Below are 17,801 nucleotides of genomic sequence, written 5' to 3' on the forward strand. Positions count from 1 at the left end.
CCGCCAGCGTTCGTCCTGAGCCAAGATCAAACTCTCAATAAAGTTGTCTTGCGCACAGTTTATCAAACTGGCTTGTTTCATGTTTTTATCATACTGGTTGTTTTGTTCAGTTTTCAAAGATCAATGTAATAAATGGTGGGCCTGAGTGGACTCGAACCACCGACCTCACGCTTATCAGGCGTGCGCTCTAACCAGCTGAGCTACAGGCCCATTTATATTAATATTATGGAGCGGGTGAAGGGAATCGAACCCTCGACATCAGCTTGGAAGGCTGAGGTTTTACCACTAAACTACACCCGCATATTTAATTTAAACCTTCGACTGGTCGGGAAGACAGGATTTGAACCTGCGACCCCTTGGTCCCAAACCAAGTGCTCTACCAAGCTGAGCTACTTCCCGGTTATGGCGCGCCCGAGAGGAGTCGAACCCCTAACCTCTTGATCCGTAGTCAAACGCTCTATCCAATTGAGCTACGGGCGCTTTATAAAAGCGACATCTATTAATATAACACGTATCAGTTAACTAAGTCAATAGTATTTCAATCATTTTTTGATGCGGTCGAGAGGACTTGAACCTCCACGGGATTACCTCCCACTAGGCCCTCAACCTAGCGCGTCTGCCATTCCGCCACGACCGCTCACTATCTATCAGATATGAATGGTGAGCCATGGAGGATTCGAACCTCCGACCCTCTGATTAAAAGTCAGATGCTCTACCAACTGAGCTAATGGCTCTTGCTGTTTAATAAATCATGGCGTTAGCTCTATCTTCTCTACAAATTTGAAATTAACTATAAGTAGAGATTTTTTATAAAAGCATCCCTGACGGCATCACTATTCTTTTTATAACCTTATACTTTGTGAAGTATCGATCAAGTACTAAGAATAGTATATTCGTCCTTAAGACGAATGTTCTGTTTATTTCTAATAAAAATGGCTGGGCTAGCTGGATTCGAACCAGCGCATGACGGTACCAAAAACCGTTGCCTTACCGCTTGGCTATAGCCCAACAAATGGCGGTCCGGACGGGACTCGAACCCGCGACCTCCTGCGTGACAGGCAGGCATTCTAACCAACTGAACTACCGGACCTATTTAATTTTTGTAAAGATGACCCGTACGGGATTCGAACCCGTGTTACCGCCGTGAAAGGGCGGTGTCTTAACCACTTGACCAACGGGCCATGTTAAAATAAAAGATAAAAAAATGGCGGAGAAGGAGGGATTTGAACCCTCGCGCCGCTTACACGACCTACACCCTTAGCAGGGGCGCCTCTTCAGCCACTTGAGTACTTCTCCATGGCTCCACAGGTAGGATTCGAACCTACGACCGATCGGTTAACAGCCGATTGCTCTACCACTGAGCTACTGTGGAATAATGAATAACTCATGTTGACGACGTAGAATATATTACATCAATTTAAAACTAATGTCAACTGTTTTTTAATATTGTTTCTATTAAAGAAATAATGTGATCTTATAATCGACGCTTTTCAAAGTAGCGCCAATATAATTTACCACACTATCATAATCATAGTCAATAGTATTATATAAATTATTTTTGATTAGACATATCTAGTGCTAGCATTCCTTTGCACCTTCCGCAACGATATTTTTTTACATCCAGTCGCTTTCTTCTTTTATATACATGATTACATTCTTTACAATAATAATGATACTTAAAATCATATTCCATAGAAGGCAACGGATTACAATGCCTTGGCGAATTTGTCTTCTTTAACAACTCTTTAAACTCAGGATCACGATGCTGGTAACCCTTCCCTTCAATATGCAAATGGTAATGCACTAGTTCGTGTTTAATAATTCCCACAAATTCTTCATAACCTAGTTCATTATAATACTTAGGGTTTAGTTCTATTATTCGTTTAGCTGGTATATATCGTCCTCCTGTTGTCCTGAGGCGATGATTGAATGTAACGACATCTACAAATGGTTTATCAAAAAATTGTAAAGAAAGATCATTCGTTAACTTTTCTAATTCTCTTTGGCTTATCAGTGACATACGTTCACACCTATCTCAAATAATTCATACATTATACCAACATACTTAAAAAGGAGGAATCAAAATGCCTTCTTGGTTAATTAGACAATTGACTGGTGCTTTCCATCAAAAAAACACGTATCAAATTCGATTATTAAACCAATGTTGGTTTTTTTATTGCAAAACAGAAAATAATCAAGAAGAGTAAAAGGTACAAGTTGTACCCTTTACTCTATTTTACAGGTTTTATGCATCCGCAAAATCTAAACTTCTTATGCTTGAATCATAGTTAAAGCTATTCGTTGTTTTTGTTGATCTACTTGATCGACCCAAACTGTTACAACGTCTCCAACAGAGACAATATCCATTGGATGTTTCACAAATTGATTCGACAGTTTTGAAATGTGAACTAGCCCATCTTGTTTGACGCCAATATCGACAAACACACCAAAATCAACGACATTCCGAACCGTTCCTTGTAATTCCATTCCATTTTGCAGATCTTCCATAGATAACACATTCTTTTTTAATAATGGTTGAGGTAAGTCATCACGAGGATCACGGTTTGGACTAATTAACGCTTTTAAAATATCCTCTAATGTCGGCAAACCGATATCCAATGTATGAGCTAATTCTCTTTTGTTCAAATCTTTTATTACTTCTCTTAATTGCTCTGAACCTAAGTTATCCAAACTTGAATTAACTTCTGCTAATAGTTGCTTTGTTGCTTTGTATGATTCAGGGTGAATTGGCGTGCGATCTAACGGCTCTTCTCCTTCTGTCACCCGTAAAAATCCGATACTCTGTTCATACGTTTTATTACCTAACCTTGGTATATCTTTTAATTGCTTACGATTGGTAAATTTACCAAACTCATCACGGTATTTCACAATATTATTCGCAACGGTTTTGTTAAGACCTGAGACATATTGGAGTAAAGATGATGAGGCTGTATTAACATTGACTCCTACTTGGTTTACCGCTGTTTCTACTATGAACGTTAATGATTCTGTTAACCTTTTTTGACTAACATCATGTTGGTATTGTCCCACTCCTATTGCTTTTGGTTCTATTTTTACAAGTTCTGCTAATGGATCCTGGACACGTCTAGCAATCGACACCGCACTTCTTTCTTCTACTTGTAATTCCGGGAACTCCTCACGTGCTAACTTAGAAGCAGAGTACACACTTGCACCTGCTTCGTTGACAATAATATAAGCTATATCTAATTGGTGATTTTCAATTACATTAGCAATGAATTGTTCTGTTTCTCTAGAAGCCGTTCCATTTCCAATCGCAATTAATTCAATTGGATAATCTTTTAGAAATTTTAAGACCTTTTTCTCTGCACCAGCTGTGTCATGCTTTGGTGCTGTTGGATACATCACATCTACCGCTTTTACTTTTCCAGTATCATCAACAACCGCTAATTTACAGCCAGTACGAAAAGCTGGATCGACTCCTAACACATACTTGCCTTTTAACGGAGGTTGTAATAATAAACTTTTTAAATTTTTTGAGAAAATATCAATTGCCTGTTCTTCTGCTTTCTCACTTAGAGCTGACCTTATTTCCCGTTCTACAGATGGTTGAATAAGACGCTTATAACTATCTTCAATTACTACCTCTAAAAATTCTGTCGTTTGTTTGTTGCTTGCTTGTTTCACAACTTGCTTTTGAATATATTCTGTAATAGCTTCAACTGGAGCTTCAATAGAAACTTTAAGTACATCTTCTTTTTCGCCGCGATTCAATGCTAGAATTCGGTGGGATACAATTTTATTTACCGCTTCACTATAGTCATAGTACATTTCGAAAATTTTCTTTTCGTCAATATCTGCTTTCTTAGCTTTAGAAAAAAATACACCTTTTTGATGTGTTAGTTTTCTTATTTGTTCACGGAATTTCGGTTCATCGGCGATCCATTCTGCTATAATATCCTGAACTCCAGCAAGTACATCTTCCACTGTATGTAGTTCGTTTTCTTCTGAAAAGTAATCGACTGCTTCTTCATTTAATGAAATGTTTTGCTGTTGATATACTCGTTCAGCTAATGGTTCTAATCCTTTTTCTTTTGCAACCGTTGCTCTGGTACGACGTTTTTGTTTGTATGGACGGTATAAATCTTCTACTTTCTGTAATTGAGTAGCTTTCTCTATCTCTTGTTGCAATTCTTGTGTAAGTTTTTCTTGTTCATCAATTAATCGGATCACTTCTTGTTTGCGATCTGCTAATGTATTGACATAATTCCATGCATCTTGAATATCCTTGATTTGCACCTCATCTAAGGAACCGGTCATTTCCTTACGATAACGTGCGATGAATGGAACTGTATTTCCCTCTTCTAAAAGGTTAATAACACTTGTTACTGACTTTTGATTAATTTTTGTTCTTTCTGCGACATTATTAATTAACTGTAAATGGTCTTCACTATTTGGCAATGTATTTCCTCCTTCATACTAATCCTCCTTTATTTTAACAAAAAGCAGGAAAATAAGAAATGCCCAAGCAATAGCACAAAACAATCCCAAATTTTTTAGATCTAATACTGAGTTGACACAAACCCATAAGTATTGATAATTTTGTAAGTTCGTTTAACGTGGATAAGTTACTTCTGATCTTCTTCACGGGAAAAGTGCTGCTGTAGACGGGAATTATACTGATCTTCACGGGAATTATCGTTTATTCCAGTGAAGAAGCAAACAATTCCCGTGAAGAGACTCTACAACAATCGTTTACTTCGCAGCAGTTTAGTTTAACGCTCAATCGTTATAAAGATTTATTGCATTAGAAAAGGAACCTCTTAGTTATGAAAGAGATTCCTTGTTATATTTCATTGCTATTAATGTAGTATCATCATCTAATTTATGACTGTACAAATGTTTAAACGTATCGGTAATGTGTGTGACATTATCATGGAGAAAGTAAGAATTGGATATTTCTTTTGGATCCACACCATCCGAAAACATAATGAAAATTAGATCATCCTCCAAAATGTCCTTCACTACTTTAAATGGACGGTGGTAACCACTTAAATAACCAACTTGAGGTATATTTCTTTTTTTAATGGAATTGGATGTAATGGTCATTAAACCAATATTGCCAATAGATGAATAGAAATATTGTTTGGAATTTAGGTCTATTTGCAGAATCCCTAGCACAACACCGCGTTTCCCTACTAATTGCTCATTACTTTTTTTTATCATCTCAGTTACTGTGTCATCGACATTATCTCGAATAACATCCATGACAACCTGTGAGGACTCTTTAGCAAGTTCACCACTACCAAGCCCATCGGCTATAGCGCATGTAAAAGTATCGTCCGTTTCAGAATAGAAATAACTGTCACCACAATAATAGTTACCTTTTTTTGCTTTTTGAAAAACAGATACTTCTATTTGTTGCTTACCAGACATTAGCGAATAGCCCCCATATTTTCAGCTTGTAGTGCTTCGCGGAGTTTTTTTAATGCGTGTCTTTGTATTCTGGACACATGCATTTGAGATATGCCTAATAACTCTCCTGTTTCTTTTTGACTCATATTGTCAAAGTAGGTATAACGAAGAATTTGTTGTTCTCTCTCATTTAAAATAGGCATAATCTTCTTTAATAAAAGTTGTCGATCTACATCTTCATAACCCGATTCTTGATTACCAATTAAATCTAATATAGAAACCTCACTGCCATCTGAGTCTGCCTCGATTTTTCGGTCTACTGATAGTGCATTATAACTTTGACTCATTTCCATCGTTTCTAAAACTTCTTCTTCTGAAACTTCAAGATAATCAGCAATTTCCTTGATTGACGGTGATTTTTGATTGTCTGTTGTTAAATATTCCGTTGCCTTTTTTATTTTTGGACCTAATTCTTTTATTCGTCTCGGTACATGTACACTCCATGTCTTGTCACGAATAAAACGTTTTATTTCACCAATAATCGTTGGAATTGCAAAAGATTCAAATGATCTACCTACATCTGGATCATATCTCCTGATTGCAGCTAATAACCCTAACATTCCAACCTGTTCTAAGTCCTCATAAATCATATTGTTTTTTGCATATTTGCGCGCTAAGGATTTCACTAGCTTCTGGTAGGTTAATACAATCTTTTCTTGTGTTTCGTGATCGTCCGGATTCTCTTGAAAGGTACGAATCCATAGGTAAACCTCATCCTCGCGATTATTGTGTGGTCGAAATTTGGTCGTCATTGATATCCACCTCATTCTCATGGAGGTATTTGGTCATTAACACGATCACACCGTAATCATTTTTTATTTCTACCTTATCCATTAAAGCTTCAATTAAGAATAAGCCAAAGCCTCCTTCACGCATGTCGTCAATGGATTGGTTATTTTGATATGGACCAATGCCTTCTTTTACTTTTTTCAAATCAAAACTTTCACCGCGATCCGCTACCATGACTTCTAAGCGATCTGAATATAAAGCGAACCCAACCGTTACTTCGCCAGCCTCTTCATTTTCATAAGCGTGTTCCGTAGCATTGGACATCGCTTCAGATATCGCAACTTTTAAATCTTCTATTTCTTCATAACTAAAGCCCATCCTATTTGCAATTCCGGATGTACTTAATCTTACTACTCCTACATATTCTGCTTTTGCTGGTACTCTCATTTCAATGAAATCAAAGGGTTCCATATTATTTCCCACCTCGTACCGTTGAGTCAATATTTAGTACACTATCTAAACCTGTTATTTTAAACAAGCGTTGAACGCGATCCTGTAAAGCGACCAAACGTAATTCACTATCATGTTCTTTCGTTGATTTTAAGACGCTGATAAATACACCAAGCCCCGTACTATCTAAATAGTTCACCTGTTCTAAGTCTACTACAACTTTGGTGTTTTTTATTTTTGTTAAAGGTAAAAGAGTCTCCTTTAACCTTGGTGCTGTATAGGCATCTATTTCACCGATAAGTTTAACTTGTTGTGTTTCACTATAATCCATCACTTCAATATCTAAGTTCAAGATAGTTACCTCCTCGTCATTTGTTATCTATTTGTCCGTCTATGTAATTCATGATTGGGTCCCTAACAATACAAATATAGGGCTCTTCATCACCTATTCCCTTTTCCATGAAGTTGTAAACTTATTTTTTTAAAAAGATAAGCGTAAAGTCATCTCTTAAATGAAAATCCTGCAGACGTTCAAAATGACGATAAGCTAACTCAACGGCTTCTTGTGCGGGCAAATGCATATACTTACGAATCACATTCAACATTTCATCCGGCTCGATAAAGCGATTACCAATCCTACATTCGGTGACACCATCCGTTAGTAAAATAACCATGTCTCCAGCTTCCATCTGAATATCAAATTGCTCATAGGTAGCATTTTCAGAAACACCTAATACGATGCCTTTCGTTTTAATCTCAAAAAATTCATCTTTTTTGGAACAATAATAGAAGCCCGGTTCATGTCCAGCTGATGAGAATTGTAGTAGACCTGTCTCTGGATTTAATAAGCCATAAAACATTGTAATAAACATGCTTGTATCCACATTTCGCTCCACTACGCGATTTAGATTTTCTAAAATCACATCAGGGGTTCTAAGTGAATCAGGGAAACTGTCTAACGAATACTTTATCATTGACATCGCTAACGCAGCAGGAACACCCTTGCCGATTACATCTGCTATAGCAATCCCTAAATTGTTAGATGAGTCTATTACGAAATGATGATAATCACCGTTCATCTGATGCGCTGGTACACTAATTGCACCAATATCCATGCCCTTAATTTCAGGTTTAGTTGTGGATAAAAGTGTTTTCTGCATATTCGCAGCCACAGAAATTTCTGATTCTATTTCACCTTGCTTCTCTCTTAATGACTGAAATTCCTGATAGGCAAGCCCATAGGAAATCATTGTCTCTAACAAAAAATTCATCGAGAGATTAATTTCCTTAGGTAAGTCTGGATACAACTCTTCTAAAGCTTGAATATGCACATTAATAATTTCTTCGGGGGATATATTATGTTGAATCGATAATTTACTAAATTGATCTGCTTGGTATAAAAACGTTTCGTCCTCTGATTCAATGTACTCCTTTAATAAATTTCGATAGTTGTTAACATCTAAGGGTTCCATCTCAATACCTCCTAACTGTGTTAGCTACTAATTCTTTGGCTAAAAAATATTATTGTAATATAGGAGTATTATGAAAACAAATTTTGATCAAAATTGCTTCATTCTGTTGACTAACGAACCCATTTTATCGTTGTAATTGTCGTACCGCTTTCTGGTTCTGACACAATATCAAAATAATCCATTAATCTTTTGACACCAGGTAAACCGGCACCAAGTCCTCCAGAAGTCGAGTAACCGTCTTCCATCACTTTACTTAGGTCAGCTATACCAGGACCTTGATCGGAAGCAACAATCTTTAGTCCTTTTTTATTCAAATCCTCTTCTATTTCAAATGTCACGGCGCCTTTTTCCGCATACAAATAAATGTTTCGTGCTAATTCAGATATCGCTGTAGCAATTCGCGCTTGATCAACTGTACCAAAACCTATTTCTTTTGCTAATTCTCTTCCCATTTGCCTTGCACCGACGATATCCCATTCTTTATTAATTTGCACTTGTGATTTTGTTTTCATACTCACTCCTCCAGTTCCTGGCGAAGTTTAATCAGACCTTGCTCCAAATCGAGTGCAGTGGGAACATTTTGCATGTGAATACCTAAATCAATCAAGGTCATCGCAACGGCAGGCTGGATACCCGTTAACACCACTTTTGCGCCCATTAAATCAGACATTGATACAACGTCACCTAGCACTTTCGCAATAAAGGAATCGATAATATCAACAGAGGTTAAATCGATGACCACTCCTGATGAGCCACTTTTGTGAATCTTACTGAGCAAATCTTCTTGAAAATCAATTGCCGTTTGATCATCGAGATCGATTTGGATGGATACCAATAAATAATTGTGTAATTTTAGTATCGGTATTCTCATTTAAAAGCACCTCCTTATTTTAGTGAATCAAGCATATTAGTAATTTCTTCATCTTTCGAATCATTTAAATCTACTATTTCTCGATTGGTTATCGTTAAAGCTTTTTTAAAGCCTTTTCGCAATGAACTTTTGGTCGGGAATTTACTTAAATCAATACCGAGATTTACAATCGTCTGTGCAATCTCTGGTCGGATTCCAACCAAAATACAAGTAGAACCAATTAAGCGTACAGCTTCGGCAGCTTGTATGATATGGTGTGCAACCATCGTATCCACGACAGGAACACCCGTAATATCGATCAATACAACTTCAGAGTTATGCTTCATGACACCCTCTAATAGGTTTTCCATTATTAACTTTGCTCGTTCGGTGTCAATCGTTCCTATTAAAGGCATTACCGTAATATTGTCCATAACCGGAATCAGTGGTGCAGATAACTCTTGTAAAGCCAACCGTTGTAAAGAAACCGTATGCTCCCAACTACCTGAGTATTGATTGACAAGCTGATTAATAATGGGTTCAACCCAATCTTCTACTATTTTTAGGATACGTGAAAACTCATAGGTATCCACTTTATCAGATTGGCTTAAAATAAAATCTATCGTCACTCGCCTAAACGTCTGTAAGCCATCCGTTATATAACTTAACGGCCAACCTAAATTAATGAGACGTTCTGCAAAGTCGTCCATTTCCGCTGTATCACCACGACGGTTGATACTCGAAAAAATAACATTAATAAACTCCTGATTGGTTGAGTGATATAAAGCATCAGAAATATTAGACGTGTAATCAGATTTTCTCTTCTCTGTTACTTCGTCTAACCAACTCTTTGAAATCACATCACTATTTTCTACTACAATTCTTCTTAATGCTTCGGGCATCTTTTCAACCTCCGCTATATTTTCTAGTCACTTAATATTAGTTTACATTAAAATAATTCTACACTAAAATATTACATATTACGATCAAAAAATGTTGACTTTTTAAAAAATGTTGTTCTTTTGCTGTTTTTGCAAGAAATTGTAACAACACTTCCTGATAGACTAATCTATAAAAATAACCTTGCCTTTTATTAAAAAGCAAGGTTATTTTTAAGATAAAGCATTAGAAATCAGTTAACCCTAAGCTAATTTCTAGCCCTTTATCTATCAATTCCATCATATTACTGTCTAGCTGTGTTATCTTATCGGTTAATCTTTGTTTATCAATTGTTCGAATCTGTTCTAATAAAATAACTGAGTTGCGCTCAAATCCATATTTCTCCGCATCTATTTCAACATGTGTTGGTAATTTTGCTTTTTGAATTTGAGCCGTTATAGCCGCGACAATAACAGTGGGACTAAAACGATTTCCAATATCATTTTGCAGAACTAATACAGGACGTACACCGCCCTGTTCGGATCCCACAACTGGGGAAAGATCGGCGAAGTATACGTCGCCTCTTTTAACAATCAAGACCTACACCCCACTCACTAAGCGTTCAAGAGTGGTTTCAGCCTCCTCTTCCGCTTGAAAAGCTTCTGAAGCAATATTCAAATTGATTTTAGCCATCTCCATATAACCTCTTTGCATCGATTCTTGGATATGACGTTTTTTGGTTTCACGCAGATACGTTTTCGTAGCTTGGCAAATAAAATCACTTAAGTTACTATCTTCGCTTTTCATCAAGCCATCCACCTCATTCAGTAGGTTTCTAGGTAATCTCACGGCAACTTCCTGTAAGTCTTCAGACAAAACCATACACCTCCACCAACATTGACAAGCCTATAATGATAATCCACTCTAATCATACCATTGTCAAACAGGCATTGCAAAGGGGTTTTTGATAATTTATCATATTTTTCTACATTATATCTTGATTATTACCAGAAATTAACGGATTATTGTTTCTGGTACGATAAATCATCAGTCTTTTTATGGATTGGTTGAAACATATGAGTGGTTATTGCTGTGATAAATTCGCGGTACACGATAACTAATCATACAAGCAATTTCGTAATTGATTGTGTCTAATTTTTTAGCCCATTCATCCATTTCGACAGTTTGGTGCTGTTGTGACCCAATTAATGTTACTTTATCACCTGTGTTTGCTGGTTGGTTTAAGCGAACCATTAATTGGTCCATACAAATCCGGCCAACTATTTCACAACGTTCACCATTGACTAAGACCTCTGCCCCTTGTAAGGCTCTAAGAATACCATCCGCATAACCTAAAGGGACCGTCCCAATCCATTCATCTTCTTTTGTTACGTAAGTTGCACCATAACTAATCGGGGTACCTGCTTCCACTTTTTTGACATGAATCAATCGGCTGTGCAAGGATAATGCCGCTTTAAGATCTATTGGTTTTTCTTTTTTCACCAATGGGGAGGGATAAAGTCCATACATGCTTATACCAAAACGAACAAAATCAAACATTTTTTCAGGGAAACGCATGCTTGCTGCACTATTTCCAGTGTGGACTAAGATTTTATGATATTGCCATTCCTTTTTGAAAGTACGCCACAGTCGATCAAATTGACTCAATTGCTTTGCAAACCATTCACTATCTTCTTCATCAGCTGTAGCAAAATGGGTAAAAATTGCTTCTAGATACAGATTAGCATGTGATAAGAGCGGAATGATTTCCAATAATTCCTCTTCGGTACGGATTCCAATCCGTCCCATCCCTGTATCCCATTTAAGATGTACTTTTACGGGTTTGGATAACGTTAATTTCTGCACATCTTCTAACCACTTTTTTTGATAACAAGTGACCGTAATATCGTACTCAACTGCTACTACAACATCTTCTGGTCTAATCCAGCCCATTACAAGGATTGGTGCCGTAATGCCTGCCTTTCTCAGGCGTAATGCTTCATCCAAAACGGCCACCGCAAGCCTTGTTGCTCCTCCCTTTAGGGCTGCTTGGGCAACTTCAACATCTCCATGCCCATACCCATTTGCCTTCACTACTGCGTATACTTCTGTATGGTTTCCTAATTTATTTTTTAATTGTCCTATATTATATATAATATGATCTAAATTCACTTCTACCCAGGAATCACGGTAAAATTTATTATCCATGTTCATAATCCCTCATCTCTTCAAATCCATCTACTCACTCAATCCATTCATTATAAACCATACTACAAAAATTGCCCATAGTTCAAAAAAAGCAAATTGCAATAAATGATGTAGTAATTTTGAAATTGTTTTAACTGGTTAACATCCGCTTCGGCTGCCCACTTCCCTTTCCGTGGGGTTTTCCCTTCAGCTAACTTTTCCAAGCACAGTTCGCTTGAAAAAGTGGATCTTCAGGTAAAACATTCCCACAGGAGTGAAAGTGGGCGGCCTACGCTAATATAGGTTCTACAATTACTGAGACAAGTAGCATTTTGAGCTTTTACTCCAATTTTTTCCAAGTGACAGAAATACCTATAAGCCTTCTCATGATAGCGTTGTAGAGTATCAAATTAGCGCAGGCGTCCACTTCGACTCCTGAGGGATTAGCATGATCTGAAGATCCACTTTGAAAAGTGTATTTCTTTTCAAAGTTAGCTGAAGAGCATGCCCCATAGCCGTCAATTTAAGCATATTGGTTTAAAAACGTCTTGTTTTTTCGTTAAGCTCGTATATAACGAAATACATTTGGAGGAGGCGTTTGTACTTATGTTATCTACGATTCGTTCCTTTGTAGAAGCAATTCAACAAGTCTTATCCATTGATCACATTCGTCAAACAGCGAAAGATACCAAATTTATTCAACGACAAAGAGGTTTAAAAGCAGAAGATTTCTTAAATATCTGTGCTTTTTTATCTTATACGCCGGGGGAGAAAAGTCTCGATTATATATGTGGTGCCATTGCACAACTATCCAATCGTGACCTATCCAAACAGGCATTAGATCAACGTTTTACTTCAAGAGCTGTGGATTTTTTGAAAACCATCTTCTTACAGTTGGCGGAACAACAAGCATGGTTTACGGTTCCTATCCAATCTTCTCATCCTTTTAAGCGAATACGCCTATTAGATGCCACTTCTTTTCATGTGCCACAACGGGAACCGCATCAGGAGAGTGGTGCCAAAATTCAATTGGAATATGAGTTGTTAAGCGGCCAATTCATACACACGTTGCTTCAAGAAATGAGAGCTAGTGATCAAGATATGGCCTCTCAATTGGCTAGCACCATTTTACCTGGAGATCTTATTTTACGAGATCTTGGCTATTTTTCGGGCGAGCATTTACAGAAAATCGATCAAGAAGGCGGTTATTACATCACTCGAGTACCGTCTAACCAGACTTTCTGGACATGGGATGAAGATGGGAAAAAGGTAAAGCTAGACTTAGAAGAAGACGGAGAAGCGTTAACACCAGGAGAAACGCAGGATTATGGGGTCATTCAAATTGGGAAGAAAGGTAAAAATATTGTACAAACACGTGTAGTGGTGCAGCGACTCACAGAAGAGCAACAACACCAACGACAAGCGTACTTAAAAGAAAGAAGGCGAAAAGGGGGTCACACCCAATCCGCCAACAAAAGAAATCATATTCAAATCCTTGCCACCAATGTAACACAGGAACAATTGGATGCGCAAGAGCTATACCCTTTTTATTCCTTGCGTTGGCAAGTGGAAATCTTATTTAAAACCTGGAAATCGATCTTCCATATCGATCATGTACGCCACCTAAAACCAGAACGTTTATATTGCCATTTATATGGCACCCTGATTCATATTTTACTTTCTTCCATGATTACGTTTCAGTGTCGGTATTACCTCCATCAGAAATATCAGATGGAAATAAGTGAATACAAGTGTATATATCAAGCGAAACAAGCCATTGAATTGACACAGGGAAACATGCTTTATCATTTTTCTTCTTTCGTTACGAACGTAAAAAAGGTATTTCAAGTGGCTTGTCGGCATGCTCGAAAAGACCATCGAAAGAGGCACACAAGTCCTTTTGATATCTTGTACATAAGCTATAAAGAGACGGTAAGTACATCATAGAAGCAACTCTCAACAAAGCTAACATGGATAACAGGGGAGCGCTGTATGTACAAAAACGAATCAATAGGAAAATAGAGAGAATAAAACGATAGTTGTAGCCTTTTATGTTTTTATGAGAAGTGTACTTTCTTGGTTTTTCTTAAATTGACGGCTATGAGAGCATGCCCCTCGGTATAGGATACACTGTGAAAGCTTGCTTGAACAGATGTTGACTTATGCCCTATGGGTAAAAGCGAACGTCGGGTAGATGGCAGGCGCGCGCATTCAATAAAACCACGTTTCCTGCAGCCCCCATACGATCCCGGACGGTCGGATTTCCCGAGTCCGGTTCTGACACTGGGTTTCTATCGCTATATAAGCCTTCCTTATGTATCCCAGGTTTAAATGCTGACACGCATGTTCACCCATTGATACATAAGTTTACTTATATGCTAGTCTTATGCCAATCATTCAACAGACTCTGTGTTCTGTTTATTCTTTGACACGGACGCCCAGTCGCCCAGAGGTCCTTCGCTCTACTCTGGTGTTACCTTTGTAGAAGCTTCATTCCATAAGCTTAGAAAGGCATTACCCTTTCCTCTTCGCTACTACGACCTCATGCGTCCATCCTAAATCCTCCTAACCATTTTCGCTTGTCACTTATATGGTTGGTCTTTGCTGGTTGTTGTCATCCCAGCTGGAAGTAGGACTTTCCCGTCGTTATCTCTGAAAATCTTTCTCTAGATGCCAGAACCCCTACTCCGGCTGCTTCTATGGTGCTCTTGACCGTTACTTCCCATAGAACATCGGCCTTCCCCATTGCCCAACCAGGTCGGCGCATCACAGACATCCCTTCAACAGCTTCTGAAGGGCGCTCGATTTCGGAGCTGCAGTATTCGTTAAAGCCTTCTAGCCTCTAGATTTGCTCGCCACTCTAGCTGTTCCGACCCATACTCTCTCTGCGTAAAGTTGAGCCGCAGTGACTTTTACTTCCAAGCAGAACGTGACTCGTTACCTCACCACGCATTGGATATACTAGTCATCCGAACCGGTCAATTGATGACAGGAGACTTTCACTCCATTAGATTCTCAGCCTTGACGGCTACTCCTGGGCAAGCCGGAGCGGTTGATACGCTCATATTTACTGTCATAATGGCCACATCATTTATTGCGTAGTATCTTTCTACTATTTAGTCAATGTTCTACAACGCAAAAAAGCAGACTTCTGGATCAAGTCTGCTTTTTCTGTTATTTCATTGCTTCTTCTGTGGATAAAGATTGTGCTACTTCTTTCATTTCTTCTTTCGTTAATTGCTCACTAGCTAAATAGTAATCGACACCTTGATAATGCCACTCTAATGACGTATTCGTTTGGGCAGCCATCGTAAATCCTAAATCAACCGGTTCGCCGTTGACCATTTCAGGGGACGCTGTACTTGTCGGGTGTACATCCATTGTCTCTTGAACAATCGTAAAATTCTTATTTCCCTCATATGACAACATCACTCGTTTTCCATTGTCCGTCTCCATTTGGTCCTCTTCCACTAATTGAGCACCAAACAATTCCGATGGATACAAAACCGTTAACTGTTTTGGCAAATCTTCTTGTGCCATTACCGGTACACCAAAAATACTACTTGTCATATTGGTTTCCATATCAAATGTATTTTCAGGAAGCTCTGGATCAATTTCAAATTCTGTATATTCTACCTCTACCAAAACATTCTTATCATGATCCATCACTTGTACTAATGCAGGAGCATAGGTTTTCTTATCAAAATAAATCGTTTGATATGGCAAATTACTGTTACTTTCATAACTTGTCTTTGTTTCAAACACGAAATAACTTTCAGTAGTGGTGAAAGTTGCATCACTGTCATCCACAAGATCCTGTATCAAAGATTGATATAAATAAGGCTGACTATTATTGTCTGGCCATTCACTTTGGAATTTAAAACTTTTGTTTAGTGCTGGTGTTAACACGAATACACCTTCATCATTTCGCAAAATGATTTGACTACTTTCTTCATCCTGATCATTTTTTAACAATACTCGGTAATAATTTTTTTTCTTATGAGCAACTTCGATACGATAGATTTGGTCTTCATTTCCGGTCTTCAATGTCATCATTGCTTGAGATTGATAGGCACTCATATTTTCGGCATTATTTTCTAATTTTTCAACCACATCTTCTTTCGACTTTTCACCACATGCTGATAAAACAAAAAGCAAAAAAACACTTAGTAAAATAACTGTATATTTTTTCATCGCGACATCTCTCCTTTGTCTCATCTGACTGGACAAAGGGAACACGATCACACGTTAAGAAAATGTACGAAATACTTGCGATAGCCCTTCAATCACATCGGTAGCTAATAAATCTATTTCGGTATGCTGCTTTTGATCGATTAATAAATCAGCCGCCATGCCATGAACATAAGCCCCATTCGCTAATCCATCCAGGATAGTTGGATGTTGCATGATCATCGTTAGCAAAATGCCAGACAGCACATCACCTGTTCCACCTTTCGCAAGCCCTGGATTACCTTGATTACTTACTATTTGCGTACCATTTGGTGTTGTGATAATGGTATTTTTACCTTTTAAGACAATATATAGTTTATGTTTGATCGCAAATTGTTTGGAAACCTCAAAGGGTGCTTTTTTGATATCAGAAACAGACAAATTCGACAACATTGCCATTTCACCATAATGTGGTGTAATGATGATGGTTGCTCGCTTTTCTGCTTTTTTATCTAAAAAGGTTTTCAAATGATACAAGCCATCTGCATCAATTAAGACCGGCTTGTCTAAGTTCTCGATAATCGATGAAAGCAGCTCAGATCTAGCTCTTCCCATCCCCATTCCTACCGCGATGGCATCAAATTGTTCAAAAGCTTTTAAATCCTTCTCAGATAGCCGATCCATTAAATTCGGTAATACATGATAAGTGGCTTCGACACAGCCATTAGCGATAATTGGTATATTTTCTTTTAATGTCGCAACTGTGATTAGACCCGCTCCGGAACGAAGTGCAGCTCTAGCAGATAACAATACCGATCCAGGCATAGTTGGTTGGGCACCAATGATCACACCTCTTCCATTAGAACCTTTATGAGCATAAATTCCTTTGTTCGGAAAAGAGGCTTGCACTTCTGATGTCGTCCTCCATCTTTTCGAGGCAACTTCCAAATAGGCTGAAGTGGGTATCCCGATTTTCACTATATCCCAGTTTCCGTAATAGTTACTTGTAGGTTCACAAAAAGTAGATACTTTTGGCGCCTCAATAATATACGTTTGATCAGCCTTAACTGCAATATCCACATCTTCTCCATCATTTGCAGGTAAACCGCTTGGAATATCTACTGAAATTCTTGTCAAATCAGATTGATTAATCACTTCGATCATACTCCGGATTGGTTCACGAACTTCACCTGAGACACCAATTCCCAGAATAGCATCTACCACGAGTCGGTAGGCTATTAATCTATCCTTTAATTGATTTGACTCTGTCACATGCTCAAGCTTGTCTGAATGATTCAGAAACAACTGTTTGTGATAAGCTGCATCACCTTTAATTTTCTGATCGGCCACCAATTGAAAAAGAGTTACATCAAAACCATACTCTGCTAAATATCTGCCGATAACAAAGCCATCTCCACCATTATTACCACTACCAACAACGATCGCTATCCTTTGGTTTATGTCATAAGCTTTTTTTATTTGATGCGCTACTTGTGATCCGGCATTTTCCATTAATAACTTCCCTGCAATACCCCCTTTTTCTATCGCATAACGATCTATTTCGTACATTTCTTCCGCGGTTACGATGTACATCTTGTTCCCTCCTACCC

17 protein-coding genes and 11 tRNA genes are annotated in these 17,801 nt (G+C 38.0%); 2 read left to right on the forward strand and 26 right to left on the reverse strand.

From position 1 onward, the window contains the following. Positions 1-133: 133 nt before the first annotated feature. The 12 genes from BN3107_RS00885 to BN3107_RS00940 form a co-directional block, all read right to left on the reverse strand. Positions 134-210 (reverse strand) — tRNA-Ile (locus tag BN3107_RS00885). 16 nt (positions 211-226) lie between these two features. Then, a tRNA-Gly gene (locus BN3107_RS00890) sits at positions 227-300 on the reverse strand. Between the two features lie 22 nt (positions 301-322). Then, positions 323-399, reverse strand: a tRNA-Pro gene (locus tag BN3107_RS00895). 4 nt (positions 400-403) lie between these two features. Next, a tRNA-Arg gene (locus tag BN3107_RS00900) sits at positions 404-480 on the reverse strand. Between the two features lie 73 nt (positions 481-553). Then, positions 554-637, reverse strand: a tRNA-Leu gene (locus tag BN3107_RS00905). Positions 638-658: 21 nt separating this feature from the next. Then, a tRNA-Lys gene (locus tag BN3107_RS00910) sits at positions 659-734 on the reverse strand. A 199-nt stretch (positions 735-933) separates the two neighbouring features. After that, a tRNA-Gln gene (locus BN3107_RS00915) sits at positions 934-1,008 on the reverse strand. A gap of 5 nt (positions 1,009-1,013) precedes the next feature. Then, positions 1,014-1,090: transfer RNA gene (locus tag BN3107_RS00920), tRNA-Asp, on the reverse strand. A 19-nt stretch (positions 1,091-1,109) separates the two neighbouring features. Further along, positions 1,110-1,181: transfer RNA gene (locus BN3107_RS00925), tRNA-Glu, on the reverse strand. Positions 1,182-1,205: 24 nt separating this feature from the next. Continuing rightward, positions 1,206-1,296, reverse strand: a tRNA-Ser gene (locus BN3107_RS00930). Between the two features lies 1 nt (position 1,297). Further along, a tRNA-Asn gene (locus BN3107_RS00935) sits at positions 1,298-1,372 on the reverse strand. A 180-nt stretch (positions 1,373-1,552) separates the two neighbouring features. Further along, a complete protein-coding gene (locus tag BN3107_RS00940; protein WP_058305767.1) occupies positions 1,553-2,020 on the reverse strand; it encodes a SprT family protein in 468 nt (155 codons plus the stop codon). Between the two features lie 64 nt (positions 2,021-2,084). Here BN3107_RS00940 and cmpA point away from each other — a divergent pair, with 64 nt between their 5' ends. Next, entirely contained in the window at positions 2,085-2,207 is a 123-nt protein-coding gene (gene cmpA, locus BN3107_RS19680) for a cortex morphogenetic protein CmpA (RefSeq protein ID WP_148434606.1), read from the forward strand. Positions 2,208-2,271: 64 nt separating this feature from the next. Here cmpA and BN3107_RS00945 read toward each other — a convergent pair whose 3' ends face one another. The 12 genes from BN3107_RS00945 to alr form a co-directional block, all read right to left on the reverse strand. Then, entirely contained in the window at positions 2,272-4,440 is a 2,169-nt protein-coding gene (locus BN3107_RS00945; RefSeq protein WP_058305768.1) for a Tex family protein, read from the reverse strand. A gap of 366 nt (positions 4,441-4,806) precedes the next feature. Beyond that, on the reverse strand, positions 4,807-5,415 hold the full coding sequence (locus tag BN3107_RS00950) for a PP2C family serine/threonine-protein phosphatase (RefSeq protein ID WP_058305769.1): 609 nt from the start codon (positions 5,413-5,415) through the stop codon (positions 4,807-4,809). Next, positions 5,415-6,206, reverse strand: a complete 792-nt coding sequence (sigB, locus tag BN3107_RS00955) for an RNA polymerase sigma factor SigB (protein WP_058305770.1) — start codon at positions 6,204-6,206, stop codon at positions 5,415-5,417. The genes BN3107_RS00950 and sigB overlap by 1 nt, the downstream gene beginning before the upstream one ends. After that, positions 6,178-6,654, reverse strand: a complete 477-nt coding sequence (gene rsbW / locus BN3107_RS00960; RefSeq protein WP_058305771.1) for an anti-sigma B factor RsbW — start codon at positions 6,652-6,654, stop codon at positions 6,178-6,180. Before rsbW ends, sigB begins: the two co-directional genes overlap by 29 nt. Position 6,655: 1 nt before the next feature. Beyond that, positions 6,656-6,985, reverse strand: coding sequence for an STAS domain-containing protein (locus BN3107_RS00965; protein ID WP_058305772.1), 330 nt, complete (start codon positions 6,983-6,985; stop codon positions 6,656-6,658). Positions 6,986-7,106: 121 nt separating this feature from the next. Then, complete coding sequence (locus BN3107_RS00970; RefSeq protein WP_058305773.1) at positions 7,107-8,105, reverse strand: PP2C family protein-serine/threonine phosphatase; 999 nt, start codon at positions 8,103-8,105, stop codon at positions 7,107-7,109. Between the two features lie 110 nt (positions 8,106-8,215). Continuing rightward, positions 8,216-8,617: an anti-sigma regulatory factor gene (locus BN3107_RS00975; RefSeq protein ID WP_058305774.1), complete on the reverse strand. Its 402-nt coding sequence runs from the start codon at positions 8,615-8,617 to the stop codon at positions 8,216-8,218. A gap of 2 nt (positions 8,618-8,619) precedes the next feature. Next, positions 8,620-8,976 (reverse strand): STAS domain-containing protein, encoded by a 357-nt coding sequence (locus BN3107_RS00980; protein ID WP_058305775.1) that lies wholly within the window; start codon positions 8,974-8,976, stop codon positions 8,620-8,622. A 14-nt stretch (positions 8,977-8,990) separates the two neighbouring features. Then, positions 8,991-9,857, reverse strand: coding sequence for an RsbT co-antagonist protein RsbRA (locus tag BN3107_RS00985; protein WP_058305776.1), 867 nt, complete (start codon positions 9,855-9,857; stop codon positions 8,991-8,993). A 223-nt stretch (positions 9,858-10,080) separates the two neighbouring features. After that, positions 10,081-10,431 carry a type II toxin-antitoxin system PemK/MazF family toxin gene (locus tag BN3107_RS00990; RefSeq protein WP_058305777.1) on the reverse strand — a complete coding sequence of 117 codons (351 nt, stop codon included), beginning with the start codon at positions 10,429-10,431 and terminating at the stop codon, positions 10,081-10,083. Between the two features lie 3 nt (positions 10,432-10,434). Further along, positions 10,435-10,716, reverse strand: a complete 282-nt coding sequence (locus BN3107_RS00995; RefSeq protein WP_058305778.1) for a CopG family ribbon-helix-helix protein — start codon at positions 10,714-10,716, stop codon at positions 10,435-10,437. Positions 10,717-10,890: 174 nt separating this feature from the next. Further along, complete coding sequence (gene alr, locus BN3107_RS01000; RefSeq protein ID WP_058306019.1) at positions 10,891-12,042, reverse strand: alanine racemase; 1,152 nt, start codon at positions 12,040-12,042, stop codon at positions 10,891-10,893. A 585-nt stretch (positions 12,043-12,627) separates the two neighbouring features. On the opposite strand from alr, the gene BN3107_RS01005 reads away from it, so the two are divergent. Further along, entirely contained in the window at positions 12,628-13,968 is a 1,341-nt protein-coding gene (locus BN3107_RS01005; protein ID WP_058305779.1) for an IS4 family transposase, read from the forward strand. A 1,227-nt stretch (positions 13,969-15,195) separates the two neighbouring features. On the opposite strand, the gene BN3107_RS01010 is transcribed toward BN3107_RS01005, so the two are convergent. Together BN3107_RS01010 and BN3107_RS01015 are read right to left on the reverse strand one after the other, a co-directional pair. Continuing rightward, positions 15,196-16,215 (reverse strand): LolA family protein, encoded by a 1,020-nt coding sequence (locus tag BN3107_RS01010; RefSeq protein WP_058305780.1) that lies wholly within the window; start codon positions 16,213-16,215, stop codon positions 15,196-15,198. Positions 16,216-16,269: 54 nt separating this feature from the next. Beyond that, positions 16,270-17,784, reverse strand: a complete 1,515-nt coding sequence (locus BN3107_RS01015) for a bifunctional ADP-dependent NAD(P)H-hydrate dehydratase/NAD(P)H-hydrate epimerase (RefSeq protein WP_058305781.1) — start codon at positions 17,782-17,784, stop codon at positions 16,270-16,272. Between the last annotated feature and the right edge of the window lie 17 nt (positions 17,785-17,801).

It is taken from the genome of Gracilibacillus massiliensis, from assembly GCF_001458115.1.
Lineage (GTDB): Bacteria > Bacillota > Bacilli > Bacillales > Amphibacillaceae > Gracilibacillus > Gracilibacillus massiliensis.

Excerpts from the sequence above, each read along its gene's own strand:
- BN3107_RS00940 (WP_058305767.1), bottom strand. The coding sequence starts at position 2,020 with ATGTCACTGATAAGCCAAAGAGAATTAGAAAAGTTAACGAATGATCTT.
- cmpA (WP_148434606.1), top strand. The coding sequence starts at position 2,085 with ATGCCTTCTTGGTTAATTAGACAATTGACTGGTGCTTTCCATCAAAAA.
- BN3107_RS00950 (WP_058305769.1), bottom strand. The coding sequence starts at position 5,415 with ATGTCTGGTAAGCAACAAATAGAAGTATCTGTTTTTCAAAAAGCAAAA.
- sigB (WP_058305770.1), bottom strand. The coding sequence starts at position 6,206 with ATGACGACCAAATTTCGACCACACAATAATCGCGAGGATGAGGTTTAC.
- rsbW (WP_058305771.1), bottom strand. The coding sequence starts at position 6,654 with ATGGAACCCTTTGATTTCATTGAAATGAGAGTACCAGCAAAAGCAGAA.
- BN3107_RS00970 (WP_058305773.1), bottom strand. The coding sequence starts at position 8,105 with ATGGAACCCTTAGATGTTAACAACTATCGAAATTTATTAAAGGAGTAC.
- BN3107_RS00975 (WP_058305774.1), bottom strand. The coding sequence starts at position 8,617 with ATGAAAACAAAATCACAAGTGCAAATTAATAAAGAATGGGATATCGTC.
- BN3107_RS00980 (WP_058305775.1), bottom strand. The coding sequence starts at position 8,976 with ATGAGAATACCGATACTAAAATTACACAATTATTTATTGGTATCCATC.
- BN3107_RS00985 (WP_058305776.1), bottom strand. The coding sequence starts at position 9,857 with ATGCCCGAAGCATTAAGAAGAATTGTAGTAGAAAATAGTGATGTGATT.
- BN3107_RS00995 (WP_058305778.1), bottom strand. The coding sequence starts at position 10,716 with ATGGTTTTGTCTGAAGACTTACAGGAAGTTGCCGTGAGATTACCTAGA.
- alr (WP_058306019.1), bottom strand. The coding sequence starts at position 12,042 with ATGGATAATAAATTTTACCGTGATTCCTGGGTAGAAGTGAATTTAGAT.
- BN3107_RS01005 (WP_058305779.1), top strand. The coding sequence starts at position 12,628 with ATGTTATCTACGATTCGTTCCTTTGTAGAAGCAATTCAACAAGTCTTA.
- BN3107_RS01010 (WP_058305780.1), bottom strand. The coding sequence starts at position 16,215 with ATGAAAAAATATACAGTTATTTTACTAAGTGTTTTTTTGCTTTTTGTT.
- BN3107_RS01015 (WP_058305781.1), bottom strand. The coding sequence starts at position 17,784 with ATGTACATCGTAACCGCGGAAGAAATGTACGAAATAGATCGTTATGCG.